The 19,129-nt window shown below is 65.7% G+C and carries 18 protein-coding genes and 1 riboswitch; of the genes, 8 read left to right on the forward strand and 10 right to left on the reverse strand.

The window, feature by feature from the left end:
• Window positions 1–15: 15 nt before the first annotated feature.
• A complete protein-coding gene (locus ACIGJC_RS23070; protein WP_483711734.1) occupies window positions 16–513 on the reverse strand; it encodes an Mpo1 family 2-hydroxy fatty acid dioxygenase in 498 nt (165 codons plus the stop codon).
• Window positions 514–684: 171 nt separating this feature from the next.
• On the opposite strand from ACIGJC_RS23070, the gene ACIGJC_RS23075 reads away from it, so the two are divergent.
• From ACIGJC_RS23075 to ACIGJC_RS23090, 4 genes are all read left to right on the forward strand, one after another.
• Entirely contained in the window at window positions 685–1,476 is a 792-nt protein-coding gene (locus ACIGJC_RS23075) for a Crp/Fnr family transcriptional regulator (RefSeq protein WP_483711735.1), read from the forward strand.
• A 14-nt stretch (window positions 1,477–1,490) separates the two neighbouring features.
• A complete protein-coding gene (locus ACIGJC_RS23080) occupies window positions 1,491–2,336 on the forward strand; it encodes an arylamine N-acetyltransferase family protein (protein WP_483711736.1) in 846 nt (281 codons plus the stop codon).
• A 198-nt stretch (window positions 2,337–2,534) separates the two neighbouring features.
• On the forward strand, window positions 2,535–3,299 hold the full coding sequence (locus tag ACIGJC_RS23085; protein ID WP_483711737.1) for an SDR family oxidoreductase: 765 nt from the start codon (window positions 2,535–2,537) through the stop codon (window positions 3,297–3,299).
• Between the two features lie 134 nt (window positions 3,300–3,433).
• On the forward strand, window positions 3,434–5,182 hold the full coding sequence (locus ACIGJC_RS23090; protein WP_483711738.1) for a class I adenylate-forming enzyme family protein: 1,749 nt from the start codon (window positions 3,434–3,436) through the stop codon (window positions 5,180–5,182).
• Window positions 5,183–5,221: 39 nt separating this feature from the next.
• Here ACIGJC_RS23090 and ACIGJC_RS23095 read toward each other — a convergent pair whose 3' ends face one another.
• The 3 genes from ACIGJC_RS23095 to ACIGJC_RS23105 form a co-directional block, all read right to left on the reverse strand.
• A complete protein-coding gene (locus tag ACIGJC_RS23095; protein WP_483711739.1) occupies window positions 5,222–5,695 on the reverse strand; it encodes a CreA family protein in 474 nt (157 codons plus the stop codon).
• Window positions 5,696–5,702: 7 nt separating this feature from the next.
• Window positions 5,703–6,188: an acyl-CoA thioesterase gene (locus ACIGJC_RS23100; protein ID WP_483711740.1), complete on the reverse strand. Its 486-nt coding sequence runs from the start codon at window positions 6,186–6,188 to the stop codon at window positions 5,703–5,705.
• A gap of 178 nt (window positions 6,189–6,366) precedes the next feature.
• Entirely contained in the window at window positions 6,367–6,648 is a 282-nt protein-coding gene (locus ACIGJC_RS23105) for an HU family DNA-binding protein (protein ID WP_008651272.1), read from the reverse strand.
• A 520-nt stretch (window positions 6,649–7,168) separates the two neighbouring features.
• Here ACIGJC_RS23105 and ACIGJC_RS23110 point away from each other — a divergent pair.
• Entirely contained in the window at window positions 7,169–8,371 is a 1,203-nt protein-coding gene (locus tag ACIGJC_RS23110) for an ammonium transporter (RefSeq protein WP_483711741.1), read from the forward strand.
• Window positions 8,372–8,561: 190 nt separating this feature from the next.
• Window positions 8,562–9,389, forward strand: a complete 828-nt coding sequence (locus ACIGJC_RS23115; RefSeq protein WP_483711742.1) for a mechanosensitive ion channel family protein — start codon at window positions 8,562–8,564, stop codon at window positions 9,387–9,389.
• Window positions 9,390–9,392: 3 nt separating this feature from the next.
• Here the strand turns inward: ACIGJC_RS23115 and ACIGJC_RS23120 are convergent, their stop codons facing one another.
• Window positions 9,393–10,613, reverse strand: coding sequence for a Bcr/CflA family multidrug efflux MFS transporter (locus ACIGJC_RS23120; protein ID WP_483711743.1), 1,221 nt, complete (start codon window positions 10,611–10,613; stop codon window positions 9,393–9,395).
• A 361-nt stretch (window positions 10,614–10,974) separates the two neighbouring features.
• Between ACIGJC_RS23120 and ACIGJC_RS23125 the strand changes: the two genes are divergently transcribed.
• Entirely contained in the window at window positions 10,975–11,559 is a 585-nt protein-coding gene (locus ACIGJC_RS23125; protein ID WP_483711744.1) for a hypothetical protein, read from the forward strand.
• Between the two features lie 55 nt (window positions 11,560–11,614).
• Here ACIGJC_RS23125 and mdoH read toward each other — a convergent pair whose 3' ends face one another.
• The 3 genes from mdoH to ACIGJC_RS23140 all read right to left on the reverse strand — a co-directional run bounded on the left by mdoH (window position 11,615) and on the right by ACIGJC_RS23140 (window position 16,485).
• The gene (gene mdoH / locus ACIGJC_RS23130; protein ID WP_483711745.1) at window positions 11,615–14,209 is read right to left on the reverse strand and encodes a glucans biosynthesis glucosyltransferase MdoH; all 2,595 of its coding nucleotides are present in this window, start codon (window positions 14,207–14,209) and stop codon (window positions 11,615–11,617) included.
• Complete coding sequence (locus ACIGJC_RS23135) at window positions 14,182–15,783, reverse strand: glucan biosynthesis protein G (RefSeq protein ID WP_483711746.1); 1,602 nt, start codon at window positions 15,781–15,783, stop codon at window positions 14,182–14,184. The genes mdoH and ACIGJC_RS23135 overlap by 28 nt, the downstream gene beginning before the upstream one ends.
• Before the next feature lie 363 nt (window positions 15,784–16,146).
• Window positions 16,147–16,485, reverse strand: a complete 339-nt coding sequence (locus ACIGJC_RS23140) for a hypothetical protein (protein WP_483711747.1) — start codon at window positions 16,483–16,485, stop codon at window positions 16,147–16,149.
• A 237-nt stretch (window positions 16,486–16,722) separates the two neighbouring features.
• Here ACIGJC_RS23140 and ACIGJC_RS23145 point away from each other — a divergent pair, with 237 nt between their 5' ends.
• On the forward strand, window positions 16,723–17,133 hold the full coding sequence (locus ACIGJC_RS23145) for an RT0821/Lpp0805 family surface protein (protein WP_483711748.1): 411 nt from the start codon (window positions 16,723–16,725) through the stop codon (window positions 17,131–17,133).
• 14 nt (window positions 17,134–17,147) lie between these two features.
• Here ACIGJC_RS23145 and ACIGJC_RS23150 read toward each other — a convergent pair whose 3' ends face one another.
• Entirely contained in the window at window positions 17,148–17,702 is a 555-nt protein-coding gene (locus ACIGJC_RS23150; RefSeq protein ID WP_483711749.1) for a surface-adhesin E family protein, read from the reverse strand.
• A 102-nt stretch (window positions 17,703–17,804) separates the two neighbouring features.
• On the reverse strand, window positions 17,805–18,476 hold the full coding sequence (gene ribB, locus ACIGJC_RS23155; protein ID WP_483711750.1) for a 3,4-dihydroxy-2-butanone-4-phosphate synthase: 672 nt from the start codon (window positions 18,474–18,476) through the stop codon (window positions 17,805–17,807).
• 175 nt (window positions 18,477–18,651) lie between these two features.
• Window positions 18,652–18,815, reverse strand: a riboswitch (FMN riboswitch).
• Window positions 18,816–19,129 lie beyond the last annotated feature (314 nt).

A 19,129-nucleotide genomic window follows, 5' to 3' on the forward strand; every position in this document is an offset into this window, starting at 1 on the left:
CTGCAAGCCGCCGCGTCAGGACGCGCGCGCCAGCATGGCATCGCGCGTATCCGCCGCGAGACCGCACGCGAACGCGGTTTCCGCCACCAGAAACAATGGGCCGACCAGCAGCCCGACCAGGTCATCGACAAAGGCAGGCTTGCGGCCTTCATAGTAGTGACCAATGAACTGGATGATCCAGCCGGCGACGAACAACCCCACGCCGGCGGCAAGCCATGGCCCCGTGGGCAGCGCCGCCAGATGCGCGCCGGCGTACACGAACAGCGCCAGAACGATCGTCATGGCGATGCCGAAGCCCGCCGACAGGCGCAGGTAAAACAGGCATGACAGCGCGTACACAACCATGGCGGGCGTCAAATAGGCCGAACCTTCCCCCAGCGGCATGGCGGGCCGCCCGAGCAACGTGGTGACGGCAAGCACGATCATCGGGATACCGATGAAATGCGTGGCGACGTTGCGCGCGTCGCGGTGATAAGCGGCGTAGTTGGCCAGGTGTTCGACCAGGGTTTTCATGAAGGGTCTCCTTTGCTCCGGTCCGGTGGCTGCGGCAACCCCGGCGCCCCGGCTGTGTTGCGGGTTCGGATTTATAGTAGTGGGCGGGTCCGGCTGCGTCTGTCCGATTTTTGACAGTCGGACGCGCCGCGCGGTACGTGACAACCCGAACAGAACAAGACAGGAGACAACATGGGCATGGCTCAGCCCCCCGGCGACACGCGCGGCCCGTCAGGCCTCCCTCGCGCCACACCTGGAGGCAGTGCGGCACTTTCGCGCCCGGACGCCGCTGCCGCGCTGCACGCCAGCCCGTGGTTTGCCCAGTTGCCGGAGGCGTTGCGGCAAGCGCTTCTTGACGATGGCAGCTGGCGCCGGCTGGCCGCGGGCGAAGCCCTGTTTGCGCGCGGCGACGCGTTCGACGGGCTCTATTGCGTGGCCGGCGGCACCATGCAGGTCGATGCCGCCGGAGAATCCGGCAAGGCAGCGCTGCTTGGCCTGCTGGAATCGGGCGCCTGGTTCGGCGAGATCTGCCTGTTCGACGGTCTGCCGCGCACCCACGACGCGCGCGCCGTACACGCCGCGCTGCTGTGGCATGTCCCACGCGCGAGCCTGGAGCGCCGGCTCGCGCAGCATCCAGCCTGGTGGCGCGAGTTCGGCTTGTTGCTGGCCGCCAAGACGCGCATGGTGTTCGACTATGTCGAGGAAATGCAGTTGCTGCCGCCAGCCGCGCGCATCGCCCGCCGGCTGGCCGCCATTGCGCGCGGCTATGGCAACCCGCCTCACCCTGCGGACGGCGCAGCCTCCACTACGCTACCCGCCACCCAGACCGTGAAGATTCCGCAAGAACAGCTGGCGCAGATGCTCGGCCTGTCGCGGCAGACGGTCAACCAGGCGCTGCGCGAGCTGGAATCGCGCGGCCTGCTGCGCCTGCGGTACGGCAGCGTCGACTTGCTGGACCTTGCGGCACTCGAAGCGCTCAACTGAAACCGGTACGCGAAATGATCATGCTCGACCCCACCCGCCTCGATGCCTACCTTGACCGCCTGGGCATCGGCGCCCCGCCCTCGCCCACACTGGAAGGACTCAACGCGCTGATTGCCGCGCAGCTCGCGCACATCCCGTTCGAGAACATCGACCCGCTGCTGGGCAGCCCGGTGCGAATCGATATCGACGCCGTATTCGACAAGCTCGTGACGCGCCGGCGCGGCGGCTATTGCTTCGAGCTCAACACGCTGCTCGCCGCCGCACTGACTTCCCTGGGCTACGCCGTGACGCCGCTGGCCGCACGCGTGCGCTGGGGCGTGGCCGACACGGTGCAAACCCCGGCCTCGCACATGCTGCTGCGCGTGGAAGTGGCGCATCGCAGCTATCTCGCCGATGTAGGCTTTGGCGGCCCCACGCCTTACCAGGCGCTTCCCCTGTCCGCGCCGGCCCTCAGGTCGTTCCCGTACCGCCTGGTCGCGGCGCCGGAAGACGCCATGCCCGGCGCGTTCCACTGCCAGGATCTGGAAGTGCGCGGCACGGACGGCTGGCTCAAGGTCTATCGCTTCGACTTGTCGCCGCAGCCGTGGATCGATTTCATTCCGCGAAACTGGTACATCAGCACGCATCCGGACAGCATCTTTACACAGCGGCTGATGCTGGCGCGCACCGCCGGCGACTTGCGCCTGACCCTAGCCAATGGCGAACTGGCCGAACGCGGAGCCAGGGGCAACCTGCGGCGACAGACGATGACTTCGGCCGACGAGGTCATCGATGCGCTCGTCAATCGCTTCCAGGTGGAACTCGACGCCGACTCGCGCGACCGGCTCGAACGTGTGCTGCCCACGCTGCTGCACGGCTGAACCCCGGCGCTGTGCGGACGCGCTCATGCATGCCGCGCATTGCCCGCAGAAAGAATACTGATATGGGCCCGCAGGCGGCCGCTTGCCTGTGGACTGGGCCAGAGGCCCCAACCATAATGTGCCGGCAGGCCCCAAGGGGCGCTGTCCAACAGAACACAGGCAGGCCCCGAACGGGCCGCACCGATATCAGGAGACTCCATGTCATTGTTCGATTTGTCGGGCAAGGTCGCGATCGTGACGGGCTCATCGCGCGGCATCGGCCGCGCCATTGCGGAGCAGATGGCGGTCCAGGGCGCCAAGGTGGTCATATCGTCGCGCAAGCTCGAGGCGTGCCAGGAAGTGGCCGACGCGATCAATGCGCGCCACGGCGCCGGCACCGCGATCGCCATCCCGGCCAATATCTCCTCGAAGGACGACCTGCAGCGCCTCGTCGATGAAACCAACCGCACGTTCGGCAAGATCGATGTCCTGGTCTGCAATGCGGCGTCGAACCCGTACTACGGTCCGATGAGCGGCGTGTCCGACGACCAGTTCCGCAAGGTGCTGGACAACAATGTCATCTCCAACCACTGGCTGATCCAGATGGTCGCGCCGCAGATGATCGAACGCAAGGACGGATCGATCATCATCGTCTCGTCCATCGGCGGCCTGCGCGGCTCGCCGACCATCGGCGTGTACAACATCTCGAAGGCCGCCGACTTCCAGCTCGCGCGCAACCTCGCCGTGGAATTCGGCCCGTACAATGTGCGCGTGAACTGCATTGCGCCCGGACTGATCAAGACCGACTTCGCACGCGCGCTGTGGGAAGACCCCGAGCGCTACAAGCAATCGACCCAGGGTGCGCCGCTGCGCCGTATCGGCGAACCGGTCGAGATCGCCGGCGCGGCCGTTTTCCTGGCCTCGGCCGCGAGCACCTTCATGACGGGCCAGGCCATGGTCGTTGACGGCGGCGTCACGATCTGAGGCCCTGACGCAAGGCGGCGCGGCCGTATTGCGCGCTAGCCCCGTGACTCTGCATTTCCTGCATTTCCTGCATTTCCCCTGAAGGACGGCGTGTTGCGCCGTCCCCTACCTGCATTGCAGTCCGGGAGGCAGTCATGTCCAGCAATTTCGAGCCGTCCGCCAGCTGGCCCGCCATGTCACTGGCCGCGGCCCACGCCCGGCTTACCGCGCCGGGCGCTCCGTTCGAAACGGAAACGCGCGTCATTCGCGGCATTCCCACTACGGTCTGGAAAAACGCGCCGCCCACGCTGCGCGACCTGTTCCAGGCCACACAAGCCTTCAGCGAACGCACCTTCTTGGTGTATGAAGACGAGCGCGTCACCTATGCAGCCTTCCGGCGCGCGGCATTGCATGTCGCGCAGGCACTCGCGCGTGACGGCGTCCGACCCGGCGACCGCGTGGCAGTCGCCATGCGCAACCTGCCCGAGTGGCCGGTGGCGTTCTACGGCGCGCTGCTGACGGGCGCCATCGTCACGCCGCTGAATGCATGGTGGACCGGCGCCGAGCTTGAATATGGACTGGCCGATTCAGGCAGCCGCGTGGCCATCGTCGACGCGGAACGGCTGGATCGGCTGGCAGGGCATCTTTCCAGCTGCCCCGGACTGGAGCGCATTTACGTATCGCGCGCGGGCTCGCTCGAGGCAGATCCGAAGGTCGTGCCGCTGGAATCCGTGACCGGCCACTCCGCGACCTGGGCAACGCTGCCCGAGCTACCGCTTCCGGACGTGGACATCACGCCGGAAGACGACGCAACGATCTTCTATACCTCGGGGACCACCGGCAAACCCAAGGGCGCGCTGGGCACGCATCGCAATGCCACCAGCGTCGCCGTGGCCGGCCTGTTCAGCCCGCTGCGCAACTTGTTGCGCCGCGGCGAGCCGATTCCCGCACCCGACCCCGCGGCACCACAGAAGGCCGCGCTGCTGTCCGTGCCGTTCTTCCACGTGACCGGCTGCATGGCCGTGCTGAACAATGCGCTGGCGAGCGGCGGCAAGATCGTGCTGATGCATCGCTGGGATGCCTTGCGCGCGCTCGAGTTGATCGAACGCGAGCATTGCACCACGGCTGGCGGCGTGCCCACCATCGCCTGGCAGCTGCTGGAGCACCCGGAGCGCGCCCGCTTCGACCTGTCGTCGCTGGAGAGCATCAGCTACGGCGGCGCGCCGGCCTCGCCGGAACTCGTTCGTCGCATCGGCGAAACCGTTCCGCAGTCGGCGCCGGGGATCGGCTGGGGCATGACCGAAACTTCCGCCACGTTCACGAGCCACAGCGCGGAAGAATACGTGGTGCGTCCGGACAGCAGTGGTCCGGCCCTGCCGATTGGCGAAATGAAGGTCGTGGATGGGCGCGGACACGCGCTGCCAACCGGTGAAGCCGGCGAGCTGATGGTGCGTGGCGCGAACGTGGTGCGAGGCTACTGGAACAAGCCCGAGGCCACCGCACAGACCTTTGCAGATGGCTGGCTGCGCACCGGCGATATCGCCAGGATCGACGACGAGGGCTTTCTCTACATCGTCGACCGGATGAAGGACATGCTGATCCGTGGCGGCGAGAACATCTACTGCATCGAGGTGGAAAGTACGCTGTACGAGCACCCGGCGGTCATGGATGCCGCCCTGGTCGGCATTCCGCACAAGGTGCTGGGCGAGGAACCGGGGGCAGTGGTCAGCCTGAAGCCCGGCCTGGACGCGACCGAAACCGAGCTGCAGGCGTTTGTCGCGGAACGGCTGGCGGCGTTCAAGGTGCCGGTACGGATCCTCGTGCTGCCCGACCTGCTGCCGCGCAACGCGAATGGCAAGATCCTGAAGTCGAACCTGCGCAAGCTGTTCGGGCCAGAAGCATGAGCGGGGCCCGGCAACCCGGATAGCCGGGCGTTCGCGCGCTTACTTGACCGGAATGGCGGTCGCGGCGGGCACCGGCACGGCCGTCACGCTGTTCTGCGGGCTGCCGCTGACGATGCGGTCGGAATACGTCAGGTAGACCAACGTATTGCGCTTGCGGTCGACGGCGCGGATCACATGCAGGGTCTTGAACAGGATCGACATGCGCTCCGAAAACACGTCGTCCTGCTGGCGCAGCGGCGCCTTGAACGAGATCGGCCCCACCTGGCGGCACGCGATCGACGCCTCGGGCGGGTCTTCCGCCATGCCCAGCGTACCCTTGATGCCACCGGTGCGCGCGCGTGACACGTAACAGGTCACGCCTTGCACCATCGGGTCGTCATACGCCTCGATGACCACCTTGTCCGAGCCGGTCATGCGGAAATTGGTATTGACGCTGCCGATTTCCTCGGCCAGCGCATGGGCGCCGCCCGCCGTCAGGCAGGCACCGGCAAGCAGGGAAAGCATGCACGCCATGGCCAAATCAGCTCCCGGTCACCTTGATGGCGTCGCGGCGCTTTTCCATTTCCTGGCGCAGTTCGCGGCGCTGCTGGGCCGCCGCAAAGCGCTGGCGCTCGACTTCGTCGCGCGGCTCCAGCGGCGGCACTTCGGCGGGCGCGCCGTTGTCGTCGACCGCCACCATCGTGAAATAGCAGCTGTTGGTGTGGCGCACCAGCTTGCTGCGGATATTCTCGGTCACCACCTTGATGCCGATTTCCATGGAGCTGCGCCCGGTGAAGTTCACCGCGGCCAGGAAGGTCACCAGCTCGCCGACGTGGATGGGCTGGCGGAACACCACCTGATCCACCGACAGCGTGACCACGTACCGGCCGGCGTAGCGGCTGGCGCAGGCATAGGCCACCATGTCCAGGTACTTCAGGATGGTGCCGCCGTGCACGTTGCCGGAGAAATTGGCCATGTCCGGCGTCATCAGCACGGTCATGGAAAGCTGGTGGGACTGGTCGTTCATGATGGTGGTGCAAGTTGCGGGGGCCGAGGCGCGGCAGTGTAACCCGTAAACCGGCGCTCGGGGGCGCCGGGGCTGATGTGGCCTGGGCAGGCGCCTGATATGGCCGGAGCGCCACGCGCGCGGCCAATAAAAAAGCGGCCCGACAGGCCGCTCTCTCGCTACTCCGGACGCAAACCGCTTACTTCTTCTTGTTCACGGCGTCCTTGAAACCTTGTCCAGCAGAAAACTTGACGGTCTTCGCGGCCGGAATCTTGATCGTTTCGCCCGTGCGCGGGTTGCGGCCCGTGCGTGCGGCGCGTTTACCCGAGCTGAAGCTGCCAAAACCCACCAGCGTTACCGAATCACCCTTTGCCACTGCCTTCTTGATACTGTCCAGCGCTGCGTTGAGCGCACGCTCGGCTGCGGCGTTGCTCAGTTCTGCTTCCGCGGCGATGGCCGATACCAGTTCACCTTTATTCATGGCTGATTTCCCTTGTTGGTCGTCGTCACCGATGTATCTGCCAGCAGGCATTGCATCGATCGGCGCAGTCTAATCTGCCCTTCGCGCCTTGGGCAATCCCCAGTGGCACCAATGCAACGAAAAAACCCGGAAATCCTTGCTTGAGGCCGGTTAGCGGGCGATTTCCCGCTCTGTTCCGGCGTCTTTCTCTGCGTTATTTCGGACTGGAGCGCAAGCGGGCGGTTCCGGCCTGTCGCCCCCTAGCAAGGCATCGTGGTGCAGCACCCATCATTCACCGCTATGGTGCAATGCACCGTCAAGGTTCATAAAAGCCCCTGCCGGCTGCATCATTCTGGCGCGCACGGACGATCTGGCTCCTTTCGTTATCGAAGATCTGCACCACCTCGCCCCCTGGAATCCGGGCCGCCCCTGCGGATATCCGGTGCGGATTCCACCATGGCGGTGCAAATGGCACCAGTATGCGGCCAGTTCTGGAATGGTTTTTGCATACCCATGCTCCCATTTTGAGCATGAGGGACCTATGGACAATTGGAAGACTGGCACCGACGCCATGTTTATCCTGCTTGGCGCAATCATGGTGCTGGCCATGCACGCCGGCTTCGCTTTCCTGGAATTGGGCACGGTGCGCAAGAAGAACCAGGTCAACGCGCTGGTGAAGATCCTGGTGGACTTCGCGGTTTCCACCATTGCCTATTTCTTTATCGGCTATACCGTCGCCTACGGCGTGCAGTTCATGGCAGGCGCCGATACGCTGGCGCAAAAGAGCGGCTACGAACTGGTCAAGTTCTTTTTCCTGGCGACCTTTGCCGCGGCCATTCCCGCGATTATCTCGGGCGGCATTGCGGAACGTTCGCGTTTCAATCCGCAACTGGTCGCGACCTTTGTCCTGGTGGGCTTTGTCTACCCGTTCTTCGAAGGCATTGCCTGGAACCATCGTTTCGGCATCCAGGACTGGATCACCAGCCTGACCGGCGCCCCGTTCCATGATTTCGCCGGCTCGGTCGTGGTCCATGCGGTCGGCGGCTGGATCGCCCTGCCCGCGGTACTGCTGCTCGGCGCGCGCCGCGGCCGTTACCAGAAGGATGGCCGCATCAGCGCGCACCCGCCGTCGAACATTCCGTTCCTGGCACTCGGTGCATGGGTGCTCGCGGTAGGCTGGTTCGGCTTCAATGTCATGAGCGCCCAGACCGTGGACAAGATCAGCGGGCTGGTCGCCATCAATTCATTGATGGCCATGGCCGGCGGCACGCTGGCCGCCTGGTGGGCCGGCCGCAACGACCCGGGCTTTGCCTACAACGGCCCGCTGGCAGGCCTGGTCGCCGTCTGCGCGGGTTCCGACCTGATGCATCCGCTCGGCGCGCTGATCACCGGCGCAGTGGCCGGTGTGCTGTTCGTCCACCTGTTCACGCTCGCGCAAAACAAATGGCACATCGATGATGTCCTCGGCGTGTGGCCGCTGCATGGGCTGTGCGGCGCCTGGGGCGGCATTGCGGCCGGCATCTTCGGCCAGCACGCGCTGGGCGGGATCGGTGGTGTTTCGCTGGGCGCGCAGCTGATCGGTACGCTGCTCGGCATCGTGATCGCCCTGGCGGGCGGCACTATCGTCTATGGCACCCTGAGGAAGCTGGTCGGCATCCGCCTCGATGCGGAAGCCGAATTCAACGGCGCCGACCTGACGCTGCATCGCATCTCGGCCACGCCAGAGCGCGAAACCAACTGGTAAGCCCGCCGCAGGAACGCGCGCGCAGGCGCCGTTCCTGACAATTCTTTTCTTGAACTTCCCCGGACGGCATGGCAATAATTGCCGTGCCCGTCATCTTGCGACGCGCCAGCGTGCAAGATTTGCCAGCCAGTCTTCGCAGTTCTTCGTTTGGTGCCGGCCCTTTGCCGGCCAATCGACCAGGGGAATGCCGATGGATGCGTCAACGTTGGAAAAGTTGAGGATCGTGGTGATTGCCTATGCCACGGAGTTCGGGGTCAAGATCCTGGCCGCGCTGGCCTTCTGGATCATCGGCCGCTGGCTGATCCACGTGGTGGTGCGCATGGTCCAGGGCGGGCTGGGCAAGCAGCAGGTGGATCCGACCCTGCTGCGCTACGTCGGCTCGATCGTAACGGTCGCGCTGAATGTGGTCCTGGTGATCGGCATCCTGGGCTACTTCGGCATCCAGACCACGACCTTCGCGGCATTGATTGCCGCAGCCGGCGTGGCCATCGGCATGGCCTGGTCGGGCCTGATGGCCAACTTCGCGGCCGGCGCGTTCCTGGTCGTGCTGCGACCGTTCAAGGTCGGGGATTTCGTGACCATCGGCGGGGTCACCGGCACGGTGCGCGAGATCGGCCTGTTCGCCACGACGCTAGACACGCCGGACAACGTGCTGACGGTGATCGGCAATAACAAGATCTTCTCGGACACCATCCAGAATTTCAGCATCAACCCGTTCCGCCGCGTCGAACTGAAGGCCCAGCTCGCCGGCAGTACCGACGCCGCCGCGGCGATGACGCTGCTCAAGGAGCGTATCGGCGCGATTCCGAACGTCCTGGCCGATCCTCCGGTCGACGTCGAGATCCTGGAATTCACGCTGGTGGGGCCGGTCCTGGCGGTACGTCCCTACTGCCACAACGACCACTACTGGCAGGTGTATTTCGACACCAATCGCATCATCCGCGAAAGCTTTGGCCAGGCGGGCTACGCCGCGCCCATGCCGGCGCAGATGGTGGTCGTGAAAAACGCCGCGGCCTGACGCTCAGGCTACCGCCGTTGCAGACGGCCGCGCGCTCCCCCAGGCGCGCAGCGCTACCGCACCGATACCGCACGCGGCCATCACCACTGCCAGCGGCAGGGCCGTGCCATCGTGCCACAGGCTGACGGCGGCGCCGGCCACGGTGCCGAGCGAGAACTGCAGCGTGCCCATCAGCGCGGAGGCCGTGCCGGCGCGATGCCCCTGATGCGTCAGCGCCAGCGCCGACGCATTGGGCGTGATGCAGCCCAGCGATCCGATAAAGACGAAGAACCCGGCCAGCAGCACGGGCAGCACCAGTACGCCGGCCAGCGCCGCGGCCGCCAGCATCAGGCCCGCGGCACACGGTGCCAGCACCGCGCGGCCGAGCACCCGGTCAAGCGTGCGCCCTTGCACCAGGCGCGCGTTCAGTTGCGACATGGCGATCAGCCCGAACGCATTGGCACCGAAGACAAAGCCATAGTGCGAGGGGTCGATGCCGTGGAGTTCGATCAGCACGAACGGCGACCCGGCGATATAGGCGAACATGCCGGCCTGCCCGAATCCGGCTGCCAGCGAATAGCCCAGGAACTCGCGGTCGCGCAGTAACTCGAAATAGCTGGCTGCGACCGTACCGGGATGCAGCCGCGCGGCGCGTTCCCGCGGCAGCGACTCTTCCATGCGGAAGTGCACCAGCGCCAGGATCAGCAGGCCCGCAAGCGTCAGCAGCCAGAAGATGGCGCGCCAGCCCAGCGTCGTCAGGATGGCTCCGCCGATGATCGGCGCGAGGATCGGCGCCAACCCCATCACCAGCATCAGCGACGAGAAGGCCCGGGCCGATTCGTGGGCCTCGAGCCGGTCGCGGATCACCGCGCGGGCCATCACCATGCCGGCGCAGCCGCCCAGCGCCTGCAGGAAACGCCAGAGCATCAGCGACTCGACGCTGCGCGCCATGGCGCAGCCCGCCGCGGCCAGCGCGTACAGGGCCAGTCCGACGTACAACGGCGGCTTGCGCCCGAAGCGGTCGCTGATCGGTCCGTAGAATGCCTGCCCGAGTGCCAGCCCGACCAGGAAAGTGCCCAGCGTCAGCTGTACCTGGCCGATATCCACGTGCAGGTCCGCGGACAGCGCCGGGAAGCTGGGCAGGTACATATCGATCGACAACGGCGCAATGGCCGTCAGCGAAGCACAGATCAGCAGCCAGACGGGAAAGCGCGCAGCCTTGTGGCTGCTGGAGGATTGAGGCATCAGTGTGAATTCCGGAAGTCCGTGCCGGCGGCGGCGTGCCAGCCAGCCGCCAGACCGCGAATTGTTGCACAGCATGACAAAACTGGCTGGAATGACAAATTTCGCTGCCGGTAACATCTGCCGCCCCGCCGCGGCGGCGCCTTGCCATGCCCCGCCAACATCGGGTTCGACAAATATCCTAATCTTGGCAGTATTGGACTGACTGGCAATTTTGCGAAGCCGCGCACGAGTTAACGTGTGGCGCTGCTTTCACGCGAATGGGGGTGGAGGGTACAATGCGAGCCTGTTGGCCCTGTCCATGCGACAGACCGGCGGCCGCGCAGAGAGGGGCGACAGGCTTGCCCCGGCAACGTTATCCTGCATGAGACTACGACACACGCCGTTCACCGCTACGCTAGGCACAGCCGCTCTCGCGGCTGTACTGCTGCGGCCCGGGCCGGCGCAAAGCGCGCCGACACCGCTGCGCACGCCCGCCTCGGCCACGGCGCCCGCCCCCGTATTCGATGAAGCCGACGCACTGTCCCGCATGCTCAAGGGCGCCGCCACCGGGCAGAATACCGGCGCCGCGGGCGTACCCGAACTGCTGCGCAATACCAATCGGCCCGACAGCGTGCTCGCGCGCGCGTGCCGTCAGCTCAACGATGCACTGCCGATAGAAATCGATGGGGAAACCCGGCTGCGCCGCTGCCAGTCGACGCCGGGCAAACACGTCCTGTTCCAGCTCGAGCTGACCAACTACCGTGGGCCGATGCTGGATCTTGCAAGCTTCGAGGTCAACTACGCGGCGCCGCTGCAGCGCAATATCTGCGCCAACCGCGACGTGGAAATCCTGACCAAGCTTGGCGTCAGCATGATGTTCCGCTACATGACACGGAACGATCGCGGCGAACGCCGCGTGGGCGACGTCTACATCAACGCGCCGATCTGCACCGCGGCCCTGCGCTGAGGACCGCGGCGCAACTTCGATGCGCCGCGCGGGCGTACCGCGCCCCGGCTCCGTATCACGCGGCGCGCGGACGCAGCGGCAGCACGTTCGGGGCGCGCCGGGCCAGCAGGCGGATATCCTTCCACCCGGCATCGGCCAGCGGCGATCCCCAGACCAGTTCATGCAGCCTTGACAGCGCAAACGGATCACCCAGCAGGATATGCCGCTGCGACGCCGTCAGCGCGCGCGGGCCGCTCGTCAGTGCGTGCTGCACCAGTGCGGCGTGACGCTCCTTCACGGATGCCGGCTGCACGACACGGGCCGATGCCGTGGCACACATCAGCGCATTGGTCACCGGATCCACCACGGCATCCACGAAGTCGGGCGTCTCGGCCGCTTGCTCCACGTGTTGCTGGGTCTCGACGATTTCCCTGGGCGGCATGGCTTCTTCGGGAATCATGAACAGCCCGGCCTCGCGCGATGCGCGGCCGAACGACACCCGCGACAACATGACCGACAGCGGAATCGACAACGCCAGCGAACCTACGATCGGCAACAGCCACAGCACGAACGACGGATTCAGCCAGTACACCAGCGCACCCCACGCGAGCCCGAGCATCGTGTGCCATCCATGCCGGCGCAGCGCTTCGCCCCAGGAGGTCTCCGCGTCCTCGCGCGGCGGCGATTTCCAGGAAATCCCCCAGCCGCTGTAGGCCGCCACGACGAACTTGGTGTGGAACAGCATCCGGGTCGGCGCCAGCAACGCGGACAGCACGACCTCGATCAGCATGCTAAGCACCAGGCGCGACAAGCCACCATACTGGCGGGCCTGCCGCACCAGCAGCAGCACACTGGCCAGCTTGGGCAGGAACAGCAGCGTGGCAGTGGCCGAGAACAGCGCTAGCGCCTTCTCCGGATGCCATTCGGGCCAGGTCGGAAACAACTGGTAAGGCTGCGTGAAGTATTCGGGCGGCACCAGTGCATGGCGGGCCAGCATCGCCGTGGACAACAACAGGAACAGGAACCACAGCGGCGCCGACAGGTAGGCCATGATCCCGGTCAGGAACACGGCGCGGTGCACCACGTGAAAGCCCTGCTTCAGCCACAACCGGAAATTCATCAGGTTGCCCTGGCACCAGCGGCGGTCGCGCTTGACCTCGTCCAGCAGGTTCGGCGGCAGTTCCTCGTACGAACCCGGGAGGTCGTACGCAATCCACACGCCCCAGCCCGCGCGACGCATCAATGCGGCTTCGACAAAGTCGTGCGACAGGATCTCGCCCGACAGCGGCCCGCGCCCGGGCAGCGGCGCCAGCGCGCAGTGCTCCATGAAGGGCTTGACGCGGATGATCGCGTTGTGGCCCCAGTAGTGCGATTCGCCCAGTTGCCAGTAATGCAGCCCCGCCGTGAACAGCGGACCGTACACGCGCGTGGAGAATTGCTGTACGCGCGCATAGAGCGTTTCGCGCCCCACTGCCAGCGGTGCGGTCTGGATGATGCCTGCACCCGGATTCGCCTCCATCAGGCGCACCAGCGTGGCCAGGCAATCGCCGCTCATCACGCTGTCGGCGTCGAGCACCACCATATAGCGGTACTTGCGGCCCCAGCGACGGCAGAAGTCGGCCACGTTGCCGGTCTTGCGCTTGACGCGGTGACGGCGCCAGCGATAGAAGATGCGACCGAAACCGCCGACCGCGCGGCACACTTCCATCCAGGCGTCGACCTCGGCCGTGCGCAGGTCCGGATTGCCGCTGTCGGACAGGACGATGAAATCGAAATTGGCCAGATGGCCCGTGCGCTCGAGCGATTCGTAGGTCGCGCGCAGGCCGGCAAAGACGCGGGTCACATCCTCATTGCAGATCGGCATGATGACGGCCGTACGCGCATCGGGCGCAAGCGGTGCATCGGGTGCGGCCGAGCGCGAGATCAGGTGCCGGTCGCCGCCTTTCGCCAGCACCAGGAAACCCATCATGGCCGTCCAGAAGCCGGCCGAAACCCACGAGAACAGCACCGCGAACAAGACCAGGATCGCGATCTCGAGCGGGTCGGCGCCATGGTAGGGCAGCACCTTGGTCATGAAGTACGTGGCCAGCACCGTCTGCGCGATCACCAGCCCCAGCAGGAACCAGCGCCGGTGCGAGCCGGCGGGATGCCACTTGCCTTCGGCATCGGGGCCGTCGTGCAGGGTGTCCCAGGTTTCGGGAACCTGCGGGCGGCCCAGCATGCGGCGCCAGGTGTTGCGCAGCCAGCCCGTGACGATATGCGGCGGCCACTGGCGCGGCACCATCGAGCTGCGTTCCGGCTCCGGTCCGGTATCGACATGGACGGTGCCGTCGGGTCTGCGCTTGAGCAAGGGCTCGCCGGCGGCTTGCGGATTGCCGTAGGCCAGCGAGAAACGACGCGCTACGGAAGCGTAGGTCGACCCGCCTGGCGCGGGGGATTCACCCTTGGCGGGTTCGCGCGCCGATAGCCTGGATTGCAGTTGCTCGATCGCAGCCTGGGCATCGCGTGGATCGATGGCGATTCCGGTGGTTGCGGCGGTTACGGTCGCAGGCGGATCGGCCAGCAATTCCGTGCGCAATTCAGAGGATACGGGCAGGCGGTCGACATAGCGCTCGCATGCCGCCGCCTGGGCCGGTCGCTGCTTTAGCCTGGGGGTAAGATGTAGCTCCACGTCTCGGATAAGGTTGTATTGCCGTTGCGAAGATAGCCGCGCAACTCAACCGGCTTGTTGACATCCTTGCGGCGCATCACCATGGTCATGCGCCAGCCGCCGGTGGCGTCATTGCGCTGCACCGACGTCTTGATCAATTCGGCATTGGCATCGGCCGACACCACCGGGTCGATGCGCACATCGGCCGGCAGCTTGCGGAAGGCGGGGCCTTCGAAATCCACCACCAGCGAGAAGCTGGTGTCGTCCTGCTTGCGCGTGAGGCCCTGCCCCAGGCGCGTCTGCGTGACCCACGACAGCGGCGGCATCTGCTCGCCATCTTTCTGCCACATCAGGCGGTATTCGTAGTCAAACGGCTGCCTGGGCTTGGGCGGGTTGTCGGGCACCCAGTAGGCGACGATGTTGTCGTTGGTCTCGTCGGGCGTCGGGATCTGCACCAGCTCTACCCTGCCCGAGCCCCAGTTCCCGCGCGGCTCGACCCAGCCGCTCGGCCGCCGCTCATACCACGCGCCGATCTCCTGGTAGCTGGCAAAGCTGCGGTCGCGCTGCATCAGCCCGAAGCCCTGCGGATTGGTCGCGGAAAACGACGTCACCAGCAGGCGCTTCGGATTGACCAGCGGCCGCCAGACCCATTCCCCGGTGCCGAGATGAATCGAAAGCCCGTCGGAGTCGTGGACTTCCGGACGAAAGTCGGACTGCGACGAAGGCTGGTTCTCGCCGTACAGGTACATGCTGGTGAGCGGCGCCAGGCCAAGCTTGGTCACGTTCTCGCGCAGGAACAGGCGGGACTTGACCTCCATCGCGGTCTCTTCGCCGGGCTTGATGACGAAGCGGTAGGCACCGCTGATGCGGCGCGAATCCATTAGCGCGTAGATCGTCAGCTGCTTGTCCGAAGCCGAGGGCCGCTCGATCCAGTACTCGACGAAACGCGGGAACTCCTCGCCCGAATTGAGCCCGGTGTCCACTGCAAGTCCGCGCGCGGAGAGCCCATACCACTGATCCTTGCCGAGCGCACGGAAGTAGCTCGCGCCGAGGAACGAAGCCAGTTCGTCCTTGCGCTTGCCCTGGTTGAGCGGATACAGCACGCGGAAACCGGCGAAGCCCAAACCCCTGATCCGCGCGGCATCGACTTTGTGCGGCCCGTAGTTGAACGCGGCCGGATCGAAGCGGAACTCGCGCACGCTGCCGCTGACCACTTCGTGGATGCGCACGGGCTGGTCGAACACCATGCCCTCATGGAAAAAAGACAGCTCGAACGGCAGGCGCGTATTGCGCCACGCAAAGCGCTCGGGCTTGTATTCGATCTCGCGGTATTGATCGTAGGACAGCTCGCGCAGTTCACGCGGCAGGTTCTGTGCGGGGGCCTTGTACGGAGACGCCGCCAGCTGGCGTGCCCGCGCCGCGACCGTATCGAAATCGAAGGCATGCGCCGCCATGGCAAGCATTGCCAGGGCGCCGCCACCCAGCCACCGAGCCACGCGCGCACGCGTGCCGGCCGATGCACCGCGACAGCGGACACTGTCGGAAGGCCGTGCAGGCGAAGGGGCGGACAGGCGTAGCGTGGCGTTTGATGACATGAATGCCCAGATTGGAAATGTGGACGGTGCAACCGGCTCTTGCGGCCGGAATGGCGGACAGCCTGGCGGGCGACTCATGGGTCCGCCAAGCAAGAGACAGACCTGACACGACGGTCACGGCCGGCCCGGGCACGAAAAAAACCGAGCCAGCCGGCCCGGTCTCGCTTTGGGTGCGAAGTGCAATAAACCTTAACAATTCGAGACGAAAAAGTCACGTTTCGATCACGCAAGGTTTGCAACAAAATGAAACCCCTGCCGCGGCAAAGGCGCATCGCGCCATCGTCGCGGACGTCCGCGTCACACCGTGCGGACAGCAGCAACTACCGCGCGGCGTGGGCCCCGGCCAGCTACGAGGCGCTACTGCTACTGCTTCGCACCGTCGGTGTAGGTGTCGAACTTGCCGGCCTTGGCGCCGTCCGTGTACGGGTCAGCCTTGCCGACCCGCTTGGCATCGTCGATCGGCTGAAGCTGGTCGGTACGCGCGCCGGGGGCCAACGATGTCACGTTGTCGGACTTCGCGCCTTCGGTGTAGACATCGAATTTGCCGGTCTTGGCGCCGTCGGTGTAGGGGTCGAACTTGCCAGCCTTGGCGCCGTCCGTGTACGGGTCGAACTTTCCGCTCTTCGCAGCCGGGGATTGGGCATGCACGACGCCGAACGCGGCGGCGAAGGCCAGGCCGAGGGTAAGGTGGCGCAGCTTCATGGGGACTCCTCTCGCGGTGATTGCGCGTTGTGCCCCGTTTGCCTGTCGATGCGGATGGCGTCGTGCAAGCATCCGTGGCAACAATCAACGCTAGGCCAGTGAAAATCCCCTGTCAACCACGCCCCTGCGCAAGCGTCGCAAGAGGCGCCGCCAGTCGTCATCGGCGCGCTGGTTGGGCTTACAATGCACTGGCCCGCGCGACGGCACGCCGCGCCAACGAACCGAAAAGGAACGACCATGCTGTCTCGGCAAGCCCGACGCCTCCCCACCGTTGCCCTGGTCAGCGCCCTGGGCGCCACGCTGATGTTCGCCGTGTCCGCTCCCGCCCAGGCTTACTTCGACAACTACCTGTCGGGCACCATCATCGGCAAGCTGAACAAGGATGAAGCGGCATCGTTCGCCAAGTCGATCGGCAAGGCTTTGAACGACACCGCTGACGGTCAGTCGATCACCTGGCAGTTTCCGGCCAGCGGCAAGCGCCTGCCCGTGGACGGCACGCTGACGCCGGTCATGAGCAAGACCGACCAGGGCCAGTCATGCCGGAGGCTCAAGACCGACCTCAAGCGCGGCACCGCCGAAGAGCACTGGAGCGGCTGGTTCTGCAAGCAGAAGGACGGCCAGTGGAAGTCACGCCAGGTCGCTGAATAAAGTCCGGCAGGTCGTCAACGGCACAGCCGGCGCATCAGCTCCGAGGCCACCGACCCGGTGGCCGCCGGCTGGAACCGCGTAGCTTGCGGCGAGCGGATCGTGTAGAGCGCCTCGCCGCGTGCGAAGCGCTTGCTGTAGAGCGTCTGCTCCACCACGGCCACCATCGACGATGCGCAGTTGAGCACCATGCGCTTGAGCGACGACCGGATAGGTTCGCCATTCGTGGTGCGGATCACCCCGGTCGGCGCATTGCGCATCACCACCACGCCGACCTCCGGCCCGGCACGCTTGACGGCAACCTGGTCGAAGTACGAAATCACGCCGTTGGCGCCCATCAGCGGAAGCCAGCGCTGCGGATCCGGTGCCGCCGCTTCCGGCGCAGCGGCAACGGTACAGCCTTCCCGTGGCGTGGCGCGGAAGACCATGTCTCCGGACGCCTGCGGGCACTGGTACAGGCCGGTGGCAGCGGCGGGACGGCTCTCGTAGCCCATCCCGGATTCAGCGTGGGCGCTCAGGCCCATGGCGCAGCCGCACAGCACGGCAGCGCATCGGACAATGCGGAAAATCATTGAATCACCCTCGAATTGACGGGAAAAACGAGCCGCATTGTCGCATATGCCACCGCGCTTGCCGACCCGCGCGGCGCGAATTCAAGCGCGCATCGTCCGCAATCAACCGTGAATCTCGCGCCAGGCAACCAGATCGGCGATCGTGAGCACCGGCAGCCGGTACATTTCAGCGAACGCCAGCGCCTCGGGCCGGCGCGCCATGGTGCCGTCGGGATTCATGAGTTCGCATAGGACCGCGGCGGGGGACAGGCCGGCCATCCGGGCCAGTTCCACCGAGCCTTCGGTATGCCCGCGCCGCACCAGGACCCCGCCATCCACGGCGACCAGCGGGAACACATGGCCCGGGCTGACCAGGGCATCGCGCCCGGCATCGTCCGCGATTGCCGCGCGAATGGTCGTGATGCGGTCCACTGCGCTCACGCCGGTAGTAACGCCTTCGCGCGCCTCGATCGACACGGTGAACGCCGTTCCGTACTGGCTGCGATTGTTTTCCACCATGGGGCGCAGCCCAAGCTCTCGCACCTTGCCGGCAGTCAGGCACAGGCACACGATGCCGCTGCATTCGCGGATCATCATGGCCATGTTGAAGGGCGTCAGGCACTCGGCGGCCAGGATGAGATCGGCTTCGTTCTCCCGATCGTCGTCGTCGAGCAGCACAACCGGGCGGCCTTCGCGCATGGCGTCGAGCGCCTGCGCAATGCGCAGGGCCAAAGGACGCTCGTCCGCGTCGGACGCAAGCGTGATGGAATCGGATTCGTTGGAAAGGTTTGACATGAAACGCTCCTTGCTACCTGATCAGTGGGCGTTCCAGGGGAGGATCAACGGAAGCGCGCTGGCAACCCCGGCGAGCATGCGGCACGACGGCACGCACCCGTGCGCGGACCCATGCGTCCGGCCGCGGCAAGCGTGACCTCGATGCCCTTGCGCCCGAGACGGCAGGCAGGCTTGCGCCCATCTTCTTTCATCCGGACTATGACCGTCGGCCCTGGCCTCGCACCAGGTCTGCTGACCCTGCACGCAATATGCAGGCGCTCGCGGGCTCGCCGCATCGTACGGAAACGTACGCTGCGGCATACCGCCGGTGGGGACTTTCACCCCGCCCTGAAGACGTAACGGTGCCGACGTCCGCGCCCGAGCCTCGATAGCAAGGCGCGAAAAGTGCCGGCGGGGTGATGGTAGCACGACTGTTCTTTTTTCTTCGGCGTGCAACGTGGCCCGCCGTGTACTACAACTACCTTAGGTGTGATGAAAAAGTGACTGTGCGCGTCACCGCCCGGTCCCGGACGCGCTTATGCGGCACGGTCCGGGGCCGTCCCCCGACAATAACGAGCCAGACAATAACGAGCCAACCTATGCGATCGCTGCCCGATGCCCGCCCCGGCTGTTCCGCGACTGCACCCCTGCGCCACCAGTCTTCGCGGACACGA

Source organism: Cupriavidus sp. C3SS-1 (assembly GCF_057073755.1).